The organism is Streptomyces sp. NPDC005752 (assembly GCF_040630715.1).
Lineage (GTDB): Bacteria > Actinomycetota > Actinomycetes > Streptomycetales > Streptomycetaceae > Streptomyces.
On sequence record NZ_JBEXYB010000015.1, the window covers coordinates 62,192 to 77,390 of the forward strand.

General features: G+C 71.6%; 13 protein-coding genes. 9 read left to right on the forward strand and 4 right to left on the reverse strand.

The genetic code is table 11. The annotated features are described in order from the left end of the window. Positions 1–86: 86 nt before the first annotated feature. Entirely contained in the window at positions 87–1,340 is a 1,254-nt protein-coding gene (locus ABZ441_RS15015; protein WP_358973010.1) for an SLC13 family permease, read from the reverse strand. A 195-nt stretch (positions 1,341–1,535) separates the two neighbouring features. On the opposite strand from ABZ441_RS15015, the gene ABZ441_RS15020 reads away from it, so the two are divergent. From ABZ441_RS15020 to ABZ441_RS15040, 5 genes are all read left to right on the forward strand, one after another. Further along, positions 1,536–2,258 carry a FadR/GntR family transcriptional regulator gene (locus ABZ441_RS15020; protein ID WP_358973013.1) on the forward strand — a complete coding sequence of 241 codons (723 nt, stop codon included), beginning with the start codon at positions 1,536–1,538 and terminating at the stop codon, positions 2,256–2,258. A 163-nt stretch (positions 2,259–2,421) separates the two neighbouring features. Continuing rightward, positions 2,422–2,940, forward strand: coding sequence for a DUF6643 family protein (locus ABZ441_RS15025; RefSeq protein ID WP_358973016.1), 519 nt, complete (start codon positions 2,422–2,424; stop codon positions 2,938–2,940). A gap of 45 nt (positions 2,941–2,985) precedes the next feature. Then, a complete protein-coding gene (locus tag ABZ441_RS15030; RefSeq protein WP_358973019.1) occupies positions 2,986–3,810 on the forward strand; it encodes an MOSC N-terminal beta barrel domain-containing protein in 825 nt (274 codons plus the stop codon). A gap of 139 nt (positions 3,811–3,949) precedes the next feature. Further along, positions 3,950–4,561, forward strand: a complete 612-nt coding sequence (locus ABZ441_RS15035) for a hypothetical protein (protein ID WP_358973021.1) — start codon at positions 3,950–3,952, stop codon at positions 4,559–4,561. Positions 4,562–4,768: 207 nt separating this feature from the next. Continuing rightward, positions 4,769–7,201 carry a right-handed parallel beta-helix repeat-containing protein gene (locus tag ABZ441_RS15040; RefSeq protein ID WP_358973024.1) on the forward strand — a complete coding sequence of 811 codons (2,433 nt, stop codon included), beginning with the start codon at positions 4,769–4,771 and terminating at the stop codon, positions 7,199–7,201. On the opposite strand, the gene ABZ441_RS15045 is transcribed toward ABZ441_RS15040, so the two are convergent. Continuing rightward, positions 7,171–9,573 (reverse strand): hypothetical protein, encoded by a 2,403-nt coding sequence (locus ABZ441_RS15045; RefSeq protein ID WP_358973027.1) that lies wholly within the window; start codon positions 9,571–9,573, stop codon positions 7,171–7,173. The genes ABZ441_RS15040 and ABZ441_RS15045 overlap by 31 nt on opposite strands. Before the next feature lie 229 nt (positions 9,574–9,802). Between ABZ441_RS15045 and ABZ441_RS15050 the strand changes: the two genes are divergently transcribed. Together ABZ441_RS15050 and ABZ441_RS15055 are read left to right on the forward strand one after the other, a co-directional pair. After that, positions 9,803–10,633: a DeoR/GlpR family DNA-binding transcription regulator gene (locus tag ABZ441_RS15050; RefSeq protein WP_358973031.1), complete on the forward strand. Its 831-nt coding sequence runs from the start codon at positions 9,803–9,805 to the stop codon at positions 10,631–10,633. Between the two features lie 70 nt (positions 10,634–10,703). Beyond that, entirely contained in the window at positions 10,704–11,138 is a 435-nt protein-coding gene (locus ABZ441_RS15055) for an SRPBCC family protein (RefSeq protein WP_358973034.1), read from the forward strand. A 152-nt stretch (positions 11,139–11,290) separates the two neighbouring features. Here the strand turns inward: ABZ441_RS15055 and ABZ441_RS15060 are convergent, their stop codons facing one another. Continuing rightward, positions 11,291–12,424 (reverse strand): PLP-dependent cysteine synthase family protein, encoded by a 1,134-nt coding sequence (locus ABZ441_RS15060; RefSeq protein WP_358973037.1) that lies wholly within the window; start codon positions 12,422–12,424, stop codon positions 11,291–11,293. Positions 12,425–12,662: 238 nt separating this feature from the next. Between ABZ441_RS15060 and ABZ441_RS15065 the strand changes: the two genes are divergently transcribed. Beyond that, positions 12,663–13,025 carry a hypothetical protein gene (locus ABZ441_RS15065; RefSeq protein ID WP_205020831.1) on the forward strand — a complete coding sequence of 121 codons (363 nt, stop codon included), beginning with the start codon at positions 12,663–12,665 and terminating at the stop codon, positions 13,023–13,025. 213 nt (positions 13,026–13,238) lie between these two features. After that, entirely contained in the window at positions 13,239–13,769 is a 531-nt protein-coding gene (locus ABZ441_RS15070; protein WP_358973040.1) for an ATP-binding protein, read from the forward strand. 148 nt (positions 13,770–13,917) lie between these two features. Here the strand turns inward: ABZ441_RS15070 and ABZ441_RS15075 are convergent, their stop codons facing one another. After that, positions 13,918–15,132, reverse strand: a complete 1,215-nt coding sequence (locus ABZ441_RS15075; RefSeq protein ID WP_358973043.1) for an ROK family protein — start codon at positions 15,130–15,132, stop codon at positions 13,918–13,920. Positions 15,133–15,199: the final 67 nt, after the last annotated feature.

The following is a 15,199-nucleotide window of genomic DNA, read 5'->3' on the forward strand; positions in this document are numbered from 1 at the left end:
GCCCGGAGGGCGGAGGATCAGGCGCTCCACGCCACCGGCCCCCACCGGCGGGGAATCGAAGGGCTCAGCCAGGTGCCTGCCGGAAGTCATCCGAATCCCGGCACCACCAGGACGAGCCACGCCGCGGCCGGCACCACGGCGACCACGACCCCGCCGTACACCATCAACTGCCGGAAGAACCGGTCCCGGTCGACGTCCGGCGCCGCGGCGAGAACGAGAGCGCCGTTGGTGGAGAAGGGGCTTACGTCCACCACGGTCGCCGACACCGCCAGTGCCGCGATCATCCCGACCACCCCGATCTCTCCGAGCGCGAGGAACGGCACGGCCAGCGGGATCAGCGCGCCCATGATGCCGACCGACGAAGCGAACGCCGATACGATCGCGCCGATGTAGCAGAGCAACAGGGACGCGAGCAACGGGACTCCGATACCTCCGACTCCCTCCCCGGCCCATGTGATGGTGCCCATCTCCTCGAGCACGCCGACGTAGGTGAGTACGCCGCAGATGAGCAGCACGGTGGGCCAGGCGATCGCACCGACCGCCTTGCGGCTGGTGTCCGGCCACACGGCACTGATCAGCACGGCCAGAGTGATGGCGGTCAGACCCGCGTCCAGATCGAAGACGAGCACGGCGACGACGAGAACGACGAGCGAGAGAAGAGTGGCTGCGCGGGGCCCGTCGAGCCGGGCACCCGCCTCCTCCGGTGGGTCGTCCGTGCTCTCCGCGGTGCGGTGGCGCATAAGCCTCAGACCGCCGAACAGCACGAACACCACGCCGGCGATGACCAGGTTGGCGACCAGGGAGGCGAGGAACAGCGCGATCTCGTTGCCCGGCAGGTTCTCGCGCTCCAGGATGCCGTTCACGATCGTGCCGTAGATGCTGATCGGTGAGAAGCCGCCGCCCTGTGCTCCGTGCACCACCATCGCGCCCATCAGAAGCGGGCTGATGCCGTAACGGGCGGCGAAGCTCAGGGCGATCGGCGCGACGATCGCCACCGCGGCCGGGCTGACCGCGCCGATCGCCGTCAGCGCCCCGGTGATCACGAACATCACCCAGGGGATCAGGGCGATCCGACCGCCGACCAGACGTATGGACGCCTGCACCAGCCAGTCCGTGGTGCCGTTGGCCCTGGCGATCGCGAACAGGTAGGTGACGCCCACCAGGACGACGAAGAGGTCTCCCGGGAATCCGGCGAAGATGCCGTCCGCGTCCAGGTCGGCGACCAGCTCGCCCACCGCGAACGCGGCAGCGAAGGCGAGCGCGCCCATGTTGATCGAGCGCGTGGTGGCGATCACGAAGACCACCACGAGTGCGAGGATAGAAATGAGTTCCGCGGACATTGCGGGCTCCCGTCCGAGCCGACCCTCATTGGCCAAGTGGATGAGCCACTCAGCCTGTTGACGGCACTCAGAGTCGGGGTCGCGTTGGGAACCGTCAAGGGTGCGTGCGTCATTTGGTTCAGCCTCTGGACCACTGGCCGCTGTTAGGCTTCCGGAGCCAGGAGGGCGCGGGGGCCCTCCCGAAGGGGGCAGGGGATGTCCGACGCACTGCGGCCCATGGGGCGTACACGACTGTACGAGCAAGTGCTCGACCGGCTGCGTTCCTACGCGGCCGAGAGCGGTCTGGTGGCCGGCGACAGACTCCCGCCGGAGCGCGACCTCGCCCAACGCCTGGGCGTGTCCAGGGCGTCGGTGAAGCAGGCCATCGTCGTCCTCGAGGTTCAGGGACTCGTCGAGGTACGGCACGGAGGCGGCACCTACCTCCTCGGAAGGGGGCTGGACGCCGAACCGGTCGAACGGCTCGTCGAGCGCCGGCGCAGGCTGCCCGATGTGCTGGAGGCGCGCGAGGCGCTGGAGACTAAACTCGCCGAACTCGCGGCGGACCGGCGCACCGAGGAGGACTTGACCGCGCTGAGGGCGTCGCTCGCCCACATGGCCGCGGAGATCGCCGACGGCGGCCACGGCGTCGAAGGCGACCGGCGCTTCCACGCCTCCGTGACGGCGGCCGCCCACAGCGCGCTGCTCGCCGAGTTCATGCGGTCCATCGCCGACCAGATCACCGAGAGCAGGCACGAGTCCCTGCGCCAGCCCCACCGGCCCGGCCGCTCCCTGACCCAGCACAGGGCGATCCTCGACGCGATCGAGGGACAGCGCGGCAAGGCCGCGGCCGCAGCGATGCGACGCCATGTCCGCGCCGTCGCGAAGGTGCGGCTCCTGGACTGGAATCCGGAGCCGGAGCCCACCGACGGGACACCCTGAACGGCACCCACGGAGCGTCATCGGATCTTCACCGGCAAGCCTTCGCCGCCGGAGGAGTCCGTAACGATGTTTTGCCAGGTCAGATGGCCGAAAATAGAGCAAATCGGATAACCCGAAGATTGGGTCTCCCCAACCGGCACATCGTGGGCTTAACTTATGTGTCATGACCTCCCCCCGCTCCACCTACGGCAGCGGCTACTACGCCGCGCCGTCGTTCCCCGACACCCCGATCTACGACTCCCTGGTCGCCGAGCGGGGGACCCCTCAGATCGCACCGATCCGGGTCCCGGCCGCCTACGACACCGGGAACAGCTATCTGCCGGCGCTGCCGTCGGCGCTCCCGGCCCTGCCCGCGGCCCCGTCGCAGCACACCGGGTCCTACGGCTACCCGCAGCAGGCGGCGCAGCCGCAGTACCAGAGCGCCGGGATGCAGCAGGCGCCGGCCATGCAGCCCGCACAGCTGCAGCACGCGCCGGCGCCGTACATCCCGCAGCAGCCGTCGTCGCCCCGCGGCTACCAGCAGCAGCCGTCGGCGAGCCGCGGCTATCAGCAGCAGCCGCCGCAGCAGCAGCGGCCCGGCACGGGGTACGAGTCGATGCGTCCCGCGTCCCCCAGGCCCGCTCCCGCGCAGTCGCCGTACGAGGAGCCCTACAACCGGCCGTACCAGAGCCGGGGGTACTGACGGGGAACTGCCTCCACTGTCGGTGACGGCTGGCAGGATGAGGGCATGTCTTCTCCTGTCCTCGGGGCCGTGTACATCCATCCGGTCAAGTCGCTGGCCGCGTGCGCGGCCGAGCAGGCCGTCGTCGAGCCGTGGGGACTCGGCGGTGACCGCCGCTGGATGCTGATCGACACCGACGACAGGGTCGTCACCCAGCGTCAGCAGCCGCGCATGGCACAGCTGTCCGCCGATCCCTTGCCCGGTGGCGGATTGGCTCTGTCGGCACCCGGGAGCCCGTCGCTGACGGTCGAAGTGCCCGATCCGGTCCGCACGGTCGCCGCGGAGCTGCACCGGAGCAGGGTCGAGGTGGCAGTGGCCGCGGGGGCCGCACACGCCTGGTTCGGCGCGCGTCTCGGTGCGGAGGTCCGGCTCGTCCATCTCGACGCGCCGTCGCACCGCAGGCCCGTCGATCCGGAGTTCGGCCGGCCGGGCGAGACGGTGTCACTCGCCGACGAGTTCCCCCTGCTCCTCACCACGCGTTCCTCGCTGGACGCACTCAACTCACTGGTGGCCCAGGGGGATCATCCGGAGGAGGGCCCGCTGCCGATGAACCGTTTCCGGCCGAACGTGGTCGTGGAAGGCACTGCGCCCTGGGCCGAGGACGGCTGGAGGCGGATCGCGATCGGGGAGGTCGCTTTCCGCGTCGTGAAGCCGTGCGGACGGTGCGTCGTCACGACCACCGACCAGCGGACGGCGGAGCGGGGCAAGGAACCGTTGCGCACACTCGCCCGGCACCGCCGGGACGGGAGGCATCTCCTCTTCGGCCAGAACATGATCCCGGAGGGCAGCGGTACGATCCGGGCCGGGGACCCGGTGCGAGTCCTCGGATGACCGCAGGAGCGGCGACGGCACCGGAACTCGCGGCGGCACGGGGAGTGTTGGCGGCGTGAAATTGCTCTCTCTTCGCCGCCGGGGAACGTAATCGTGGTCCTGTCGGGTTATCACGGTCAGGGAAGGGGGGTGCACGACTGTGCGAGCGGTTCTCGAAATCCGGCGGTGGCGGCGCAATCCCGTGTGCCGCGCCACCGACCGTCACGAGGCGTGGGTGGCTCTGGCCGCACTGCTGTTGATGCTGCTGGCGGCACCGGTTCTCGGCTGGAAGACCGGTTCGCTCACGGACGGCGCCCTGCAGCGGACGGTGCGGGCCCAGCACGCGCAACGCCACCTCACCGCCGCCCTGGTGGTCCGCGCGGCCTCCGGCACCTCCCGTTTCGCCCAGGATCCCGAGACGGCCGTCACGGACGGTTCCATGCGCACGCCGGTGGTGGCCGACTGGCGTGCCCCGGACGGTACGGCACGCACGGGCACCGTGTCGACGGCGTCCAGGAAGACCGCTCCAGGCACCCGGATCCGGATCTGGACGGACGATCTGGGCCACCCCGTGATGCGCCCCATGGACATCCCCACGGCCCACACCCACGCGGCGCTCGCCGGGATCGGTGCGGCGCTGCTCGCGGTCGGTCTGACGGAGATCGCTCGCAGGCTCGTCGTATGGCGCATGATGCAAAGGCGGTACGCCCGCCTCGACCGCGCCTGGGCCGAAGTCGGCCCCGACTGGGGCAGAACGGGTACGGGCAGCTGACCACGGCGTGCGCGGTTCTCCCTCGTGCACGGCCGGGGAGGGCCCCTGGGCAGCCGACCCGTCAACCCGCGCCCCTCGCGCGCGCTACGGTGGACCGGCCCGCCCGACTCCTAGGCAGGCGGGCCGGTGGGCTGCCGGTGAACCGGCGGCCCGCGCGGACAGGCACGAGGCAGCGCACACGGCACGAGGTGGGGGCACAGCAGCACCATGGCACAGGGCACGGTCCAGGTGACGCACACCGGTACATCGCGATGGCGGCGCCGTACGGGCGAATACGCCTCCCTCAGCGCCGCTCTGGAAGCCGCGGCGGACGGTGACGTCCTCACCATCGCCCCCGGCACCTACCGGGAGAATCTCGTCGTGGACCGCGCGGTGACACTGCGCGGCCCCGAGGGGTCCGCCGGCTCCGTACGGATCGCGCCGTCCGACGGCGTGCCCCTGACCGTCCGCGCCTCGGCCGTCGTCCAGGACATCCACGTGGAGGGCCAGGACGCGGCGGCCCCCGCCCTGCTCGTCGAGGAGGGCGCACCCGAGCTGTCGGATCTGCGCATCGTGACCAGGTCGGCCGCCGGCATGGAGGTACGGGGCGCGGCCCGGCCCACCGTGCGACGCTGCACGGTCGACAACCCGGCCGGCGTGGGCATCGCCGTACTCGACGGCGCGGGCGGTGTGTTCGAGGAGTGCGAGATCGTCTCGGCCGGGCAGTCCGGTGTCGCGGTGCGCGACGGTGCGCACCCGCGTCTGGAGCGGTGCCGCGTGCACCACTCCTCGGGTGCGGGACTGAGCGTGACCGGGGAGGGCAGCGGCCTTGAGGCGGTCGGCTGCGAGGTGTACGAGATCAAGGGCAGCGGGGTGCAGGTCACGGCCCGCGGCACCGCGCACCTCACGGACTGCACCGTGCACCGTACGTCCGCGGACGGTGTCACCCTGGACACCGACGCGGTCCTCACGCTGGCGGACTGCGACATCCACGACATCCCTGAGAACGCGGTCGACCTGCGTTCCCGTTCGGTGCTCACCCTGACCCGCTCCACCGTCCGCAGATTCGGCCGCAACGGGCTTTCGGTGTGGGACCCCGGCACCCGTGTCGACGCCAACCAGTGCGAGATCCACGACAGTACGGGCGACTACCCGGCGGTGTGGGTCAGCGACGGTGCCACGGTGATACTCGACTCGTGCCGCGTGCACGACGTGCCCGACGCCCTGTTCGTCCTCGACAGGGGCTCACGCGCGGACGTCGTGGACAGTGACCTGTCGCAGATCCGCAACACGGCGGTGTCGGTGAGCGACGGAGCCACCGCGCAGCTCGACGACTGCCGGATCCGCGAGGCTTCCACGGGAGCGTGGTTCCGCGATCACGGCAGTGGGGGAACGCTGAACAACTGCACGATCGACGCGGCCCAGACCGGGGTCATCGTGACCAAGGGCGCCGACCCGACCATCGAGAGGTGCACGGTCTCCTCGCCCGCGGAGGCCGGTTTCTACGTCTCAGCCGAGGGCCGGGGCACTTTCGAGAGCTGCCGGGTCACGGGGAGCGAGGGCTACGGCTTCCATGTGATGGACGGCTGCCGTTCCACCCTCACCCGGTGCCGGACCGAGCGGTGCGCACGCGGCGGCTACGAGTTCGCCGACGGCTCCGGTGGAGACGGGAGCGCGGGTGGACCGGTGGCTCAGGACTGCACCAGCGACGAGAGCGGTCTGCGCGGTGCCACTCCCCCGGCCCCCGCGGTGCTGACCGCTACGCAGAGCACGCCCGGTCTGCTCGGTGCGATGCCCGGGCAGCGGACGGCGGAGCCCGCCGCCGCCCCGACGGCTCCCGCCGAGCCGGTGCGCGACTCGGGAGCCGTGCTGGGCGAGTTGGACGCGCTGGTGGGCCTGGACAGCGTCAAGCGCGAGGTGCGCGCCCTGACGGACATGATCGAGGTGGGCCGCCGCCGCCGGCTGGCCGGCCTGAAGGCGGCGTCGGTGCGCCGGCACCTGGTCTTCACCGGCTCCCCCGGAACGGGCAAGACCACGGTGGCACGGCTGTACGGGGAGATCCTGGCCTCGCTCGGTGTCCTGGAGCACGGGCATCTCGTGGAGGTGTCCCGGGTCGATCTGGTCGGCGAGCACATCGGGTCCACTGCCATCCGCACCCAGGAGGCGTTCGACCGGGCACGCGGCGGTGTCCTGTTCGTCGACGAGGCGTACGCCCTGTCGCCCGAGGACTCCGGCCGGGACTTCGGCCGGGAGGCCATCGACACGCTGGTGAAGCTGATGGAGGACCACCGTGACGCCGTGGTGGTGATCGTGGCCGGGTACACCCACGAGATGGAGCGCTTCCTCACCGTCAACCCCGGTGTGGCGTCCCGTTTCTCGCGGACCATCACCTTCAGCGACTACGAGCCCGAGGAACTGCTGCGGATCGTCGGACAGCAGAGCGACGAGCACGAGTACACCCTGGCCGAGGGGACCGGTGAAGCGCTGCTCAAGTACTTCACGGCCCTTCCCAAGGGCCCCGCCTTCGGTAACGGCAGGACGGCCCGGCAGACCTTCGAGTCGATGGTGGAGCAGCATGCGGGCCGGGTCGCCCAGCTCACCGAGCCGAGCACGGACGACCTGACCATGCTCTACCCCCAGGACCTTCCGGCGCTTCCCTGAGCGGCGCCGCCCCGGTCGTCCGCGCCCGGCTGCTGGGGTACGACGGGCCCCAGCCTTTCGAGCAAGGCGGCGCGCTCGACGGCGAAGACCGGGTCGGCCTGGTAGTCCGAGTGTCCCAGAACCGGTTCCGGCAGCGGGTGTCGGGTGGTGCGGCCGTAGACCAGAGGATCCTTCAGCGGGCCGCGGTCCACTTCGTGACCCTGCCCCTCGTCGATCCGCACGGGACCGCCGATGGGGTCCGTCGAACGCCAGAGGTTGCGCCAGCAGTGCACGGACCGCTGCAGCCCTTCGAGCGGGACCCGGCCGAAGTAGGCCGGGAACCAGCGCCCGTAGAGCCGCTCGATCGGCGAACCGTAGGTGAGCAGCGCGACCCGGTTCCGGGCGGGGTCGGGGAGCTGCCACACGGCTGCGGCGGCGAGCACGCTGCCCTGGGAGTGGCCGGAGATGACCAGCCTGCCGCGGGTGCTCGCGGTCCACGCGCACATCCGGGACGAGAGGTCCGGGACGGCCCGCTCGGCGTAGCAGGGCGGTGCGAAGGGATGGGCGGCGCGGGGCCAGAACGTGCCCACGTCCCAGAGGATCCCGATGGTGCGGCGTGCGGAGACGTCGCGGTAGGCACGACGGCCCCAGGTGACGAAGAGTATGACGCCGAATCCCGTCAGCCAGGAGCCGGTCGACTGGGCCGTCTCGGCGAGTGATTCGACGAACGGGCCCGTGCCGTCCGTCGCGAGTCCTGGTACCTCGCCGGTCAGCCACGATCCGGTCACCGCTGCGATGCCGAGCAGCAGGGTGGCGGTCGAGAGCAGTCCGAGGATCCCGGGGGCGGAGTCGGTGAGCGCGGCGGCGGCCCGGGTACGGGCGATCTGCCGGGTGCGTCCGGGCTCGGGGTGCTTCTCCTCGTACTCCGCCTCGATCCCGGGTCCCATTCGGCGGGCTCGGCGCACGGTGCGCACCGCCAGCCAGATGACGGGAGGCAGCAGGAGGAGCAGCAGGACCGGGATGACGGAGGCCTGCCAGCTGAGGAGCACGGGCGGTCCCGCTATGTCGGCGCCCGCGCCCATGCCGGGGGTTCCCGGGCCGTCGAGCCAGTCGGCCACCCGCTGGGCGATCCCTCCGGTCATCACACCGCCGAGGGCGCAGGCGAGCATGGCCACCGCGGGGCCGCCGAGGCCGTGGAGGGTGGTGCGCGGATCGGGGGCACGCCGGTAGAGGCTCAGCGCCACCGCGGCGAGCAGGACGACGAGCAGTCCCTGCCCCAGCGCGAGCGCGCGGAATGCCGCCTCGCCGGGGAGTGTGCCCGTGGACACCCAGCCGGGACGCGACCAGCCCGCGTACACCACCGCGCAGGCCAGCAGGATGAGGGCGGTGCCCGGCAGGAACGTGGTCACGGCCCGGTCGACCCGGTTGTCGAGGCGTCGCTCGCTCCGCCCCCGGTGGCAGACGACGGCGACGGTCACGAGTCCGCAGAGTACGAGTACGGCTTCGAGGAGGAAGCCGGCGACCGCGGGTACGGGGCTGTCGGAGGACCGGTCGTACCGGGCCGCGGTGCCGCAGACCGCGGCGGCGACAGTGAGGAATCCGGCTGCCGTGTGCGCGGCGCGGAGCCGGGCGACCAGCCTGCGTCCGTACCAGAAGCCGGGCCTGCCGAGAGCGGGGCGGACCGGCACGGACCGTTCGGCCACGTCCCTCGCCTCGTCGGCGTCCGCGCCCGCCGTCACGGTGTCCGCTTCGTCCCAGGACAGGGGGCGCTGGGCCTCGTAGGCGCTCCAGGTGCGGTTGGACAGGTACCAGAGCAGTCCCACCAGTGCGGCGGGCACGGACGCGGCGACGGCCAGCCGGCGTCCGGGTCGGGAGAACCACCCGTCCTGCTGTGCGGACAGGAAGCCGAGCCATGAGCGCTGCCCGGCGCACTCGGGTGTGCCCGCGCACTGCCAGGCCACCAGGTCAAGGGCGACCTCGCAGGCCGCGGCGGTCAGCAGCACGGTGAGGCTGAGGGCGACGAGCCGCACCAGGATCCCGTAGAGGCGGACCGCACGGCCCTGCCCCGCCGCGGTGGGTCTCATCCAGTGGGCGAGATTGACCACCATGAAGGGGAGCAGCAACAGCCACAGGGCACGGGCGCCGTTGCCGGAGGTGAGGTTGGACCAGCAGTACGCCTCGGCGATGGGCCCGTCCCGGTGGCGCTCGGGGTGCTGTTCGGCTCCGACGTCCTCGGTGCGCCGGTACACGGCAGCCGTGGCGTCACCGGTGATCCTGGTCGTACGCGGATCGCCGAGCATCTCCTGCGGAGTGGTTCCGCCGACGCCGTGGACCAGCAGTTCGAGTGCGGCGCCGCTGCTCTGTTCGGCCTCGGCCCGGGGTGCATGGGGCAATGTCGGTGCCTCGCTCTCTGGTCCGTGCGGCTCGCGGCCGAAGGAAGGGGGCGGCCGGGTGGTGGAACTGATGCGTGGTCACCACCATCGCCGACAGGAGGCGTCCGCCGCAGCGGCTCTCACCGAATCTCCCCAGTGGGACGGCCCGCGGGGGTGCGTGGGAGGATGTGGGCGTCCCGCAGGAACGCTGCCGGACCGTGCGGACAGAGGGAAGGGCCGGGGCCCGGCGTTGAGCGAGAACCAGAACCTGCTCGCGGAGCAGCGGCGCGCTCTCATCCTGGACGATGTCCGCAAGCGCGGCGGGGTCAGGGTCAACGAGCTGACCCGCAAACTGAGTGTCTCCGACATGACCATCCGCCGGGACCTGGACGCGCTGGCGCGTCAGGGTGTCATCGAGAAGGTGCACGGCGGGGCGGTACCGGTCGTCGAGGCGAGCACGCACGAGCCCGGTTTCGAGGCCAAGTCGACGCTGGAACTGAGCGCGAAGGAGGACATCGCACGCGCCGCGGCCGCGATGGCGGTGCCCGGCAGCGCGATCGCGCTCTCCGGCGGCACGACCACGTTCGCGCTGGCCCGCCATCTCCTGGACGTGCCGGGGCTGACGGTGGTGACCAATTCGGTACGGGTCGCCGATGTCTTCCACGGCGCACAGCGTCCGGCGGCGACGGGCGGGTCGCGGGCCGGGGTGGCCACGGTGGTCCTGACCGGCGGGGTCCGCACGCCTTCGGACTCGCTCGTCGGACCGGTCGCGGACCGCGCGATCGGCTCACTCCATTTCGACGTCCTGTTTCTCGGCGTGCACGGGATCTCGGTCGAGGCCGGTCTCTCCACGCCGAATCTCGCCGAGGCCGAGACGAACCGCCGCTTCGTGCGGGCGGCCAGGCGGGTCGTCGTGGTCGCCGATCACACCAAGTGGGGCACGGTGGGGCTGAGTTCGTTCGCGGCACTCGACGAGGTCGACGCCTTCGTCACGGACGCGGGCCTGCCGGTGACAGCCCGGCAGGAGATCGAGGAGCACCTGCCGGGACTGGTGGTGGCGGGCGGACCGGCGGACGAGTAGTCCGCCGCCGGGCGACGCCGACGGCTTCCGCTCCGGGGCCCGCGGGCGGGGGACGTCCTAGGATCGGGACGTGGCCCTATTCCGCATCGAACGTTTCACTCCCCTTCCCGCCGCCGAGGCGTGGCGCCGGGTGACCGACTGGGAGCGGCACGGCGGGACCGTTCCGTTGACGTCGGTCACCGTTCCGGCGGGCCCGCCCACCCGCACCGGAACGGTCTTCGTCGCCCGTACCGGCGTGGGGCCGCTGGGTTTCGACGATCCGATGGAAGTGGTGCGGTGGACCCCGCCCGCCGCCGGCCGGGCGGGACTGTGCCTGCTGGAGAAGCGGGGCTCCGTGGTGCGAGGCCGCGCGTCGATCGATGTCCGTCCGACGGAGTCGGGCTCGCATGTGATCTGGGTCGAGGAACTGCGCGTGAGACTGCTGCCCCGGTGGGCCGATCCGCTGCTGGCGGGCGCCGGGCGGCGGGTCTTCGGCCGGGTGCTCGCCACCCTGCTCGACGACTGAGCGCCCTGACCGCGCGCACGGGCCGAGGGTGTCGCCGTCCGGAGGTGCGGGGCGGGGCGGGGCGGGGCCCTCGTGCAGGAGCGGGTGGCCCTCCTCGCGACCGGGAACTTCCGGAGGCGTCTCCCGGCCGCGCGGGTACCCCGCGGGCCGGCTCAGGAGGGCCAGGTGCCGGTGGCCAGGAAGTGGTCGATCGTCTCCGTGTAGGGCCGGATGTCCAGGCCCTGACCACTCAGCCATTCGTCCGAGTAGTACTTGTCCAGGTAACGGTCGCCGGGGTCGCAGAACAGTGTGACGACGCTGCCCGTGCTTCCCCGCTCCACCATCTCGGCCACGAGCTTGAACGCGCTCCACAGCCCGGTGCCGGTCGAGCCGCCCGCCTTGCGGCCGATGGCACGCTCGAGCACCCGGACCGCCGCGACGCTCGCCGCGTCGGGCACCTTCATCATCCGGTCGATGGCTCCGGGCACGAAGCTCGGCTCCATCCGGGGTCTGCCGATGCCTTCGATGCGGGAGCCGCAGTCGCTGGTCGCCAGCTGGTCGTGGCGGGTCCATCCGTCGAAGAAGCAGGAGTTCTCCGGGTCGGGCACACAGATCCGTGTGTCGTGCTGCATGTAGCGGACGTAGCGTCCGATGGTCGCGGAGGTTCCGCCGGTGCCGGCGGTGGCGACGATCCAGGCGGGCTCCGGGTACCGCTCCAGCTTCAGCTGCTGGTAGACGGACTCGGCGATGTTGTTGTTGCCGCGCCAATCGGTGGCGCGTTCGGCGTAGGTGAACTGGTCCATGTAGTGCCCGCCGGTCTCGGCCGCGAGTGCCGCCGACTCCTCGTACAGTCGGCGCGAGTCGTCGACGAAGTGGCACTGACCGCCGTGGAATTCGATCAGGCGGCACTTCTCGGGGCTGGTGGTGCGGGGCATCACCGCGACGAACGGCACACCGATCAGCTTCGCGAAGTACGCCTCGGATACGGCCGTCGACCCGCTGGAGGCCTCGATGACCGGCTTGCCGCGACGGATCCAGCCGTTGCAGAGCCCGTAGAGGAAGAGCGAGCGGGCGAGCCGGTGCTTGAGGCTGCCCGTCGGGTGCGTCGACTCGTCCTTGAGGTAGAGGTCGATGCCCCAGTGCTCCGGCAGCGGAAAGCGAAGGAGATGGGTGTCCGCCGAACGGTTGGCGTCCGCCTGGACCTTGCGCACCGCCTCCTTGAGCCAGGCCCGGTAGTCCGGATCGCTCCGGTCGACGTCCACGGTCTCCATGACGCCATCGCCGGGTGTGCGCGCACCGGTGTCCATCAGAGGTCTCCTTCGGATGACGGCAGTACTGAGTGGGCCCCACGTTATTCCCCCCACCTGCACAAACGTTCACTTTGACCTCCCATAGCCCTCCCTTGGCCCAGGTGTTCGGGGCTCCTGCCCTCCGAGAGCGCCCCGGACCGGTATCCGGGCCGGAATCAATCGCGGTGCGGTCTGGTGCACGAGCCCTGTCGGCGGGCAGACTTGCAGAAGCCGGTACAAGGGGGGCGAAGTCGCCATGGCCGAGACAGAGTTCAGCGCTGCGGATTTCGGCGTGACGGAGTTCGGCGCGGCGGAGTTCCGCGCGAGTGACGTAAGGATCCAGCGGTGGGCGCGGTCGCTGACCAGGGCCGGCCAGGTGATCGTCAAGGATGGCCGGATCGCGCTGCTGACGAGCAACGGGCGGGAGATCGCCAGCGCCCCCGTGTCGGCGGTGAGCGCCGGGAGGCCGTGGTTCCCCGCAGCCGACTCGGCGGTCGCGCGCATCGACGGGGTCCGGTACCGGCTGACCATGGGCCAGCGCAACCGCAGGCCCGGCGGGGCCGCGCCGGTCCGCAGATTCCTGGAGGCGCTGCGAGGGGCCGCGGGCCGGCGGAACTGACGCTACGGCCCGGTACGGACACCGCGAGTTGCGGAGCCTCACCCCCTGGGTCACGCTGGTCACACGTCACTGATGGTGCACCTGGGGTGACAGCGCAAGCCACCCCGCCGGAAGCCACGCAGGGCGGACCACGCATGACCAGAAACAGCAGTCAGCCATCTGCTGGATCCGTTCCTTCGTCTTCTTCCGGACCTATTTCGGGGAGTCGCAGCCGTGATCAGCGAGCCAAGCAGGCACTGCGCGGTGGAGCTCAAGGCCCTGCCGTCGCGGATCGGTCAGGTCCGCAGAATCATTTCGGCGCAACTGCGCTACTGGCATCTCGATCCCTTGATCGACCAGGCGGCGCTCGGTGTCACCGAACTGCTGACCAACGTCCACCGGCACGCACAGCCGGACAAGTCATGCACCGTCGAGATCGAGCTGCTGCTCGACCGGCTGACGGTCTCCGTCCACGACCACGACCCCCGGCTGCCGACCGTGTGCGATGCCGATCAGTCCGCCACCTCCGGGCGCGGACTGGCGATGATCGCCGCAGTCAGCGAGAGCTGGGGCGTACGACCGAGTGATGACGCGGGGAAGGTCATATGGTTCACCCTGTCCGCACCGTCCTTCACCACCACCGCCGCCTTGCACTCCCTCCCGGTGTACGGGTCGACGACCGACGGCCCGTTCGGCTCGGACGTCGCCGGGCTCATGGAGCCGACGGCGGCACGGACCCGGGCGCGGTCGGCCGTCGTCGGCTGACGGGGACGGACCGCCCCCGCACAGGGCACCCCGGAGCGTGTCGATCCTCTCGTGACCGACGCGCTCCGGGCTCTTCCACACGTCCACACGGGCACCCGCTTCGGACGGGCGTTCCCACCGGTCGGCGGCGCCCCTCGCCCTGTGCCGGTCAGGCGAGTGCGGCCAGCGGGTCGTCGAGCACGGGCTGCCAGGCGAGTTCCGCCGCGCCCACCAGGCTGTTGTGGTCCAGCGTGCAGGACAGGATCGGCACACTGCCGCTGCGGCCCCACAGGCTGCGGTCGGCGACCACGGCGCGCAGCCGTTCGGGGTCGGCCTCCAGGAGGTCGCGGTGCAGTCCGCCAAGGATGATGCGGTCCGGGTTGAGGATGTTCACCAGCCCGGCGAGGCCGAGGCCGAGCCGGTCGATCAGTTCCTCGGCCGCGGCCCGCACACCGGGGTCCCCGTACTCCGTGCGCAGCAGGTCGCCGGACTGCTTGAGCAGCGACTCCTCCGGGCCGGGCTCCCTGCGGGCCGCGGTGAGGAAGGCGAGGGGGTCGGTCTCGACATCGAGACAGCCTCGCCCGCCGCAGTGACAGGGGCGCCCCTCGGGGTTCACGGTGAGGTGCCCGACCTCCAGGGCCAGTCCCGAACTCCCGCTGTGCAGGCGGCCGTCCAGGACGAGGGCGCCACCCACGCCCCGGTGCCCGGTGGCGACACAGAGCAGGTGCTGGGCACCGCGCCCGGCGCCGTGCCGGTGTTCGGCGAGGGCGGCGAGGTTGACGTCGTTGCCGGTGAACGCGGGACCGGTGATCCCCGCCGCCCGTACACAGGCGGAGAAGATCTCCCGGACCGGAGCACCGGCCGGCCAGGCGATGTGCAGCGGGTTGAGCGCCGTCCCCTCGGGCTCGGCCACGGCGGAGGGCACGGCGAGACCAGCGCCGACGCAGCGCAGCCCGCTCTCGCGCAGGAGTTGGGCCCCCGCCTCGACGACCTCGCCGAGGACCTGGGCGGGATCCGCCATGACGGCGACGCAGCCTGGCGCGGTGGCCACCGTCCTGCCACCGAGCCCCACAAGTGCGGCGCGGAAGCCGTCGGAGTGCACCTGGGCGGCAAGGGCCACGGGCCCGCTGTCCCGGACCGAGAGCCGGTGGGAGGGGCGGCCCTGGGAACCGGCTGCGGAACCCGGGCTGGAGTCGACCCTGATCAGCCCGAGCGCTTCGAGCTCCGCGGCCACCGCACCGGCGGTGGCACGGGTGACACCGAGTTCGGAGGTCAGTACGGCACGGGTGGGAGCGCGTCCGGTGTGCACGAGCTCCAGGGCGGGCCCGAGCGCGCTGCGGCCCCTCTCCAACTTCGTCCGCGTGGTGGTCGACTTGCCGTTCATGGGGGCGAGTCTCCCATGATCCGGGGCGGTTTCCGACGCTCCGGCATCCGGCTCCGTTCATCGGGCG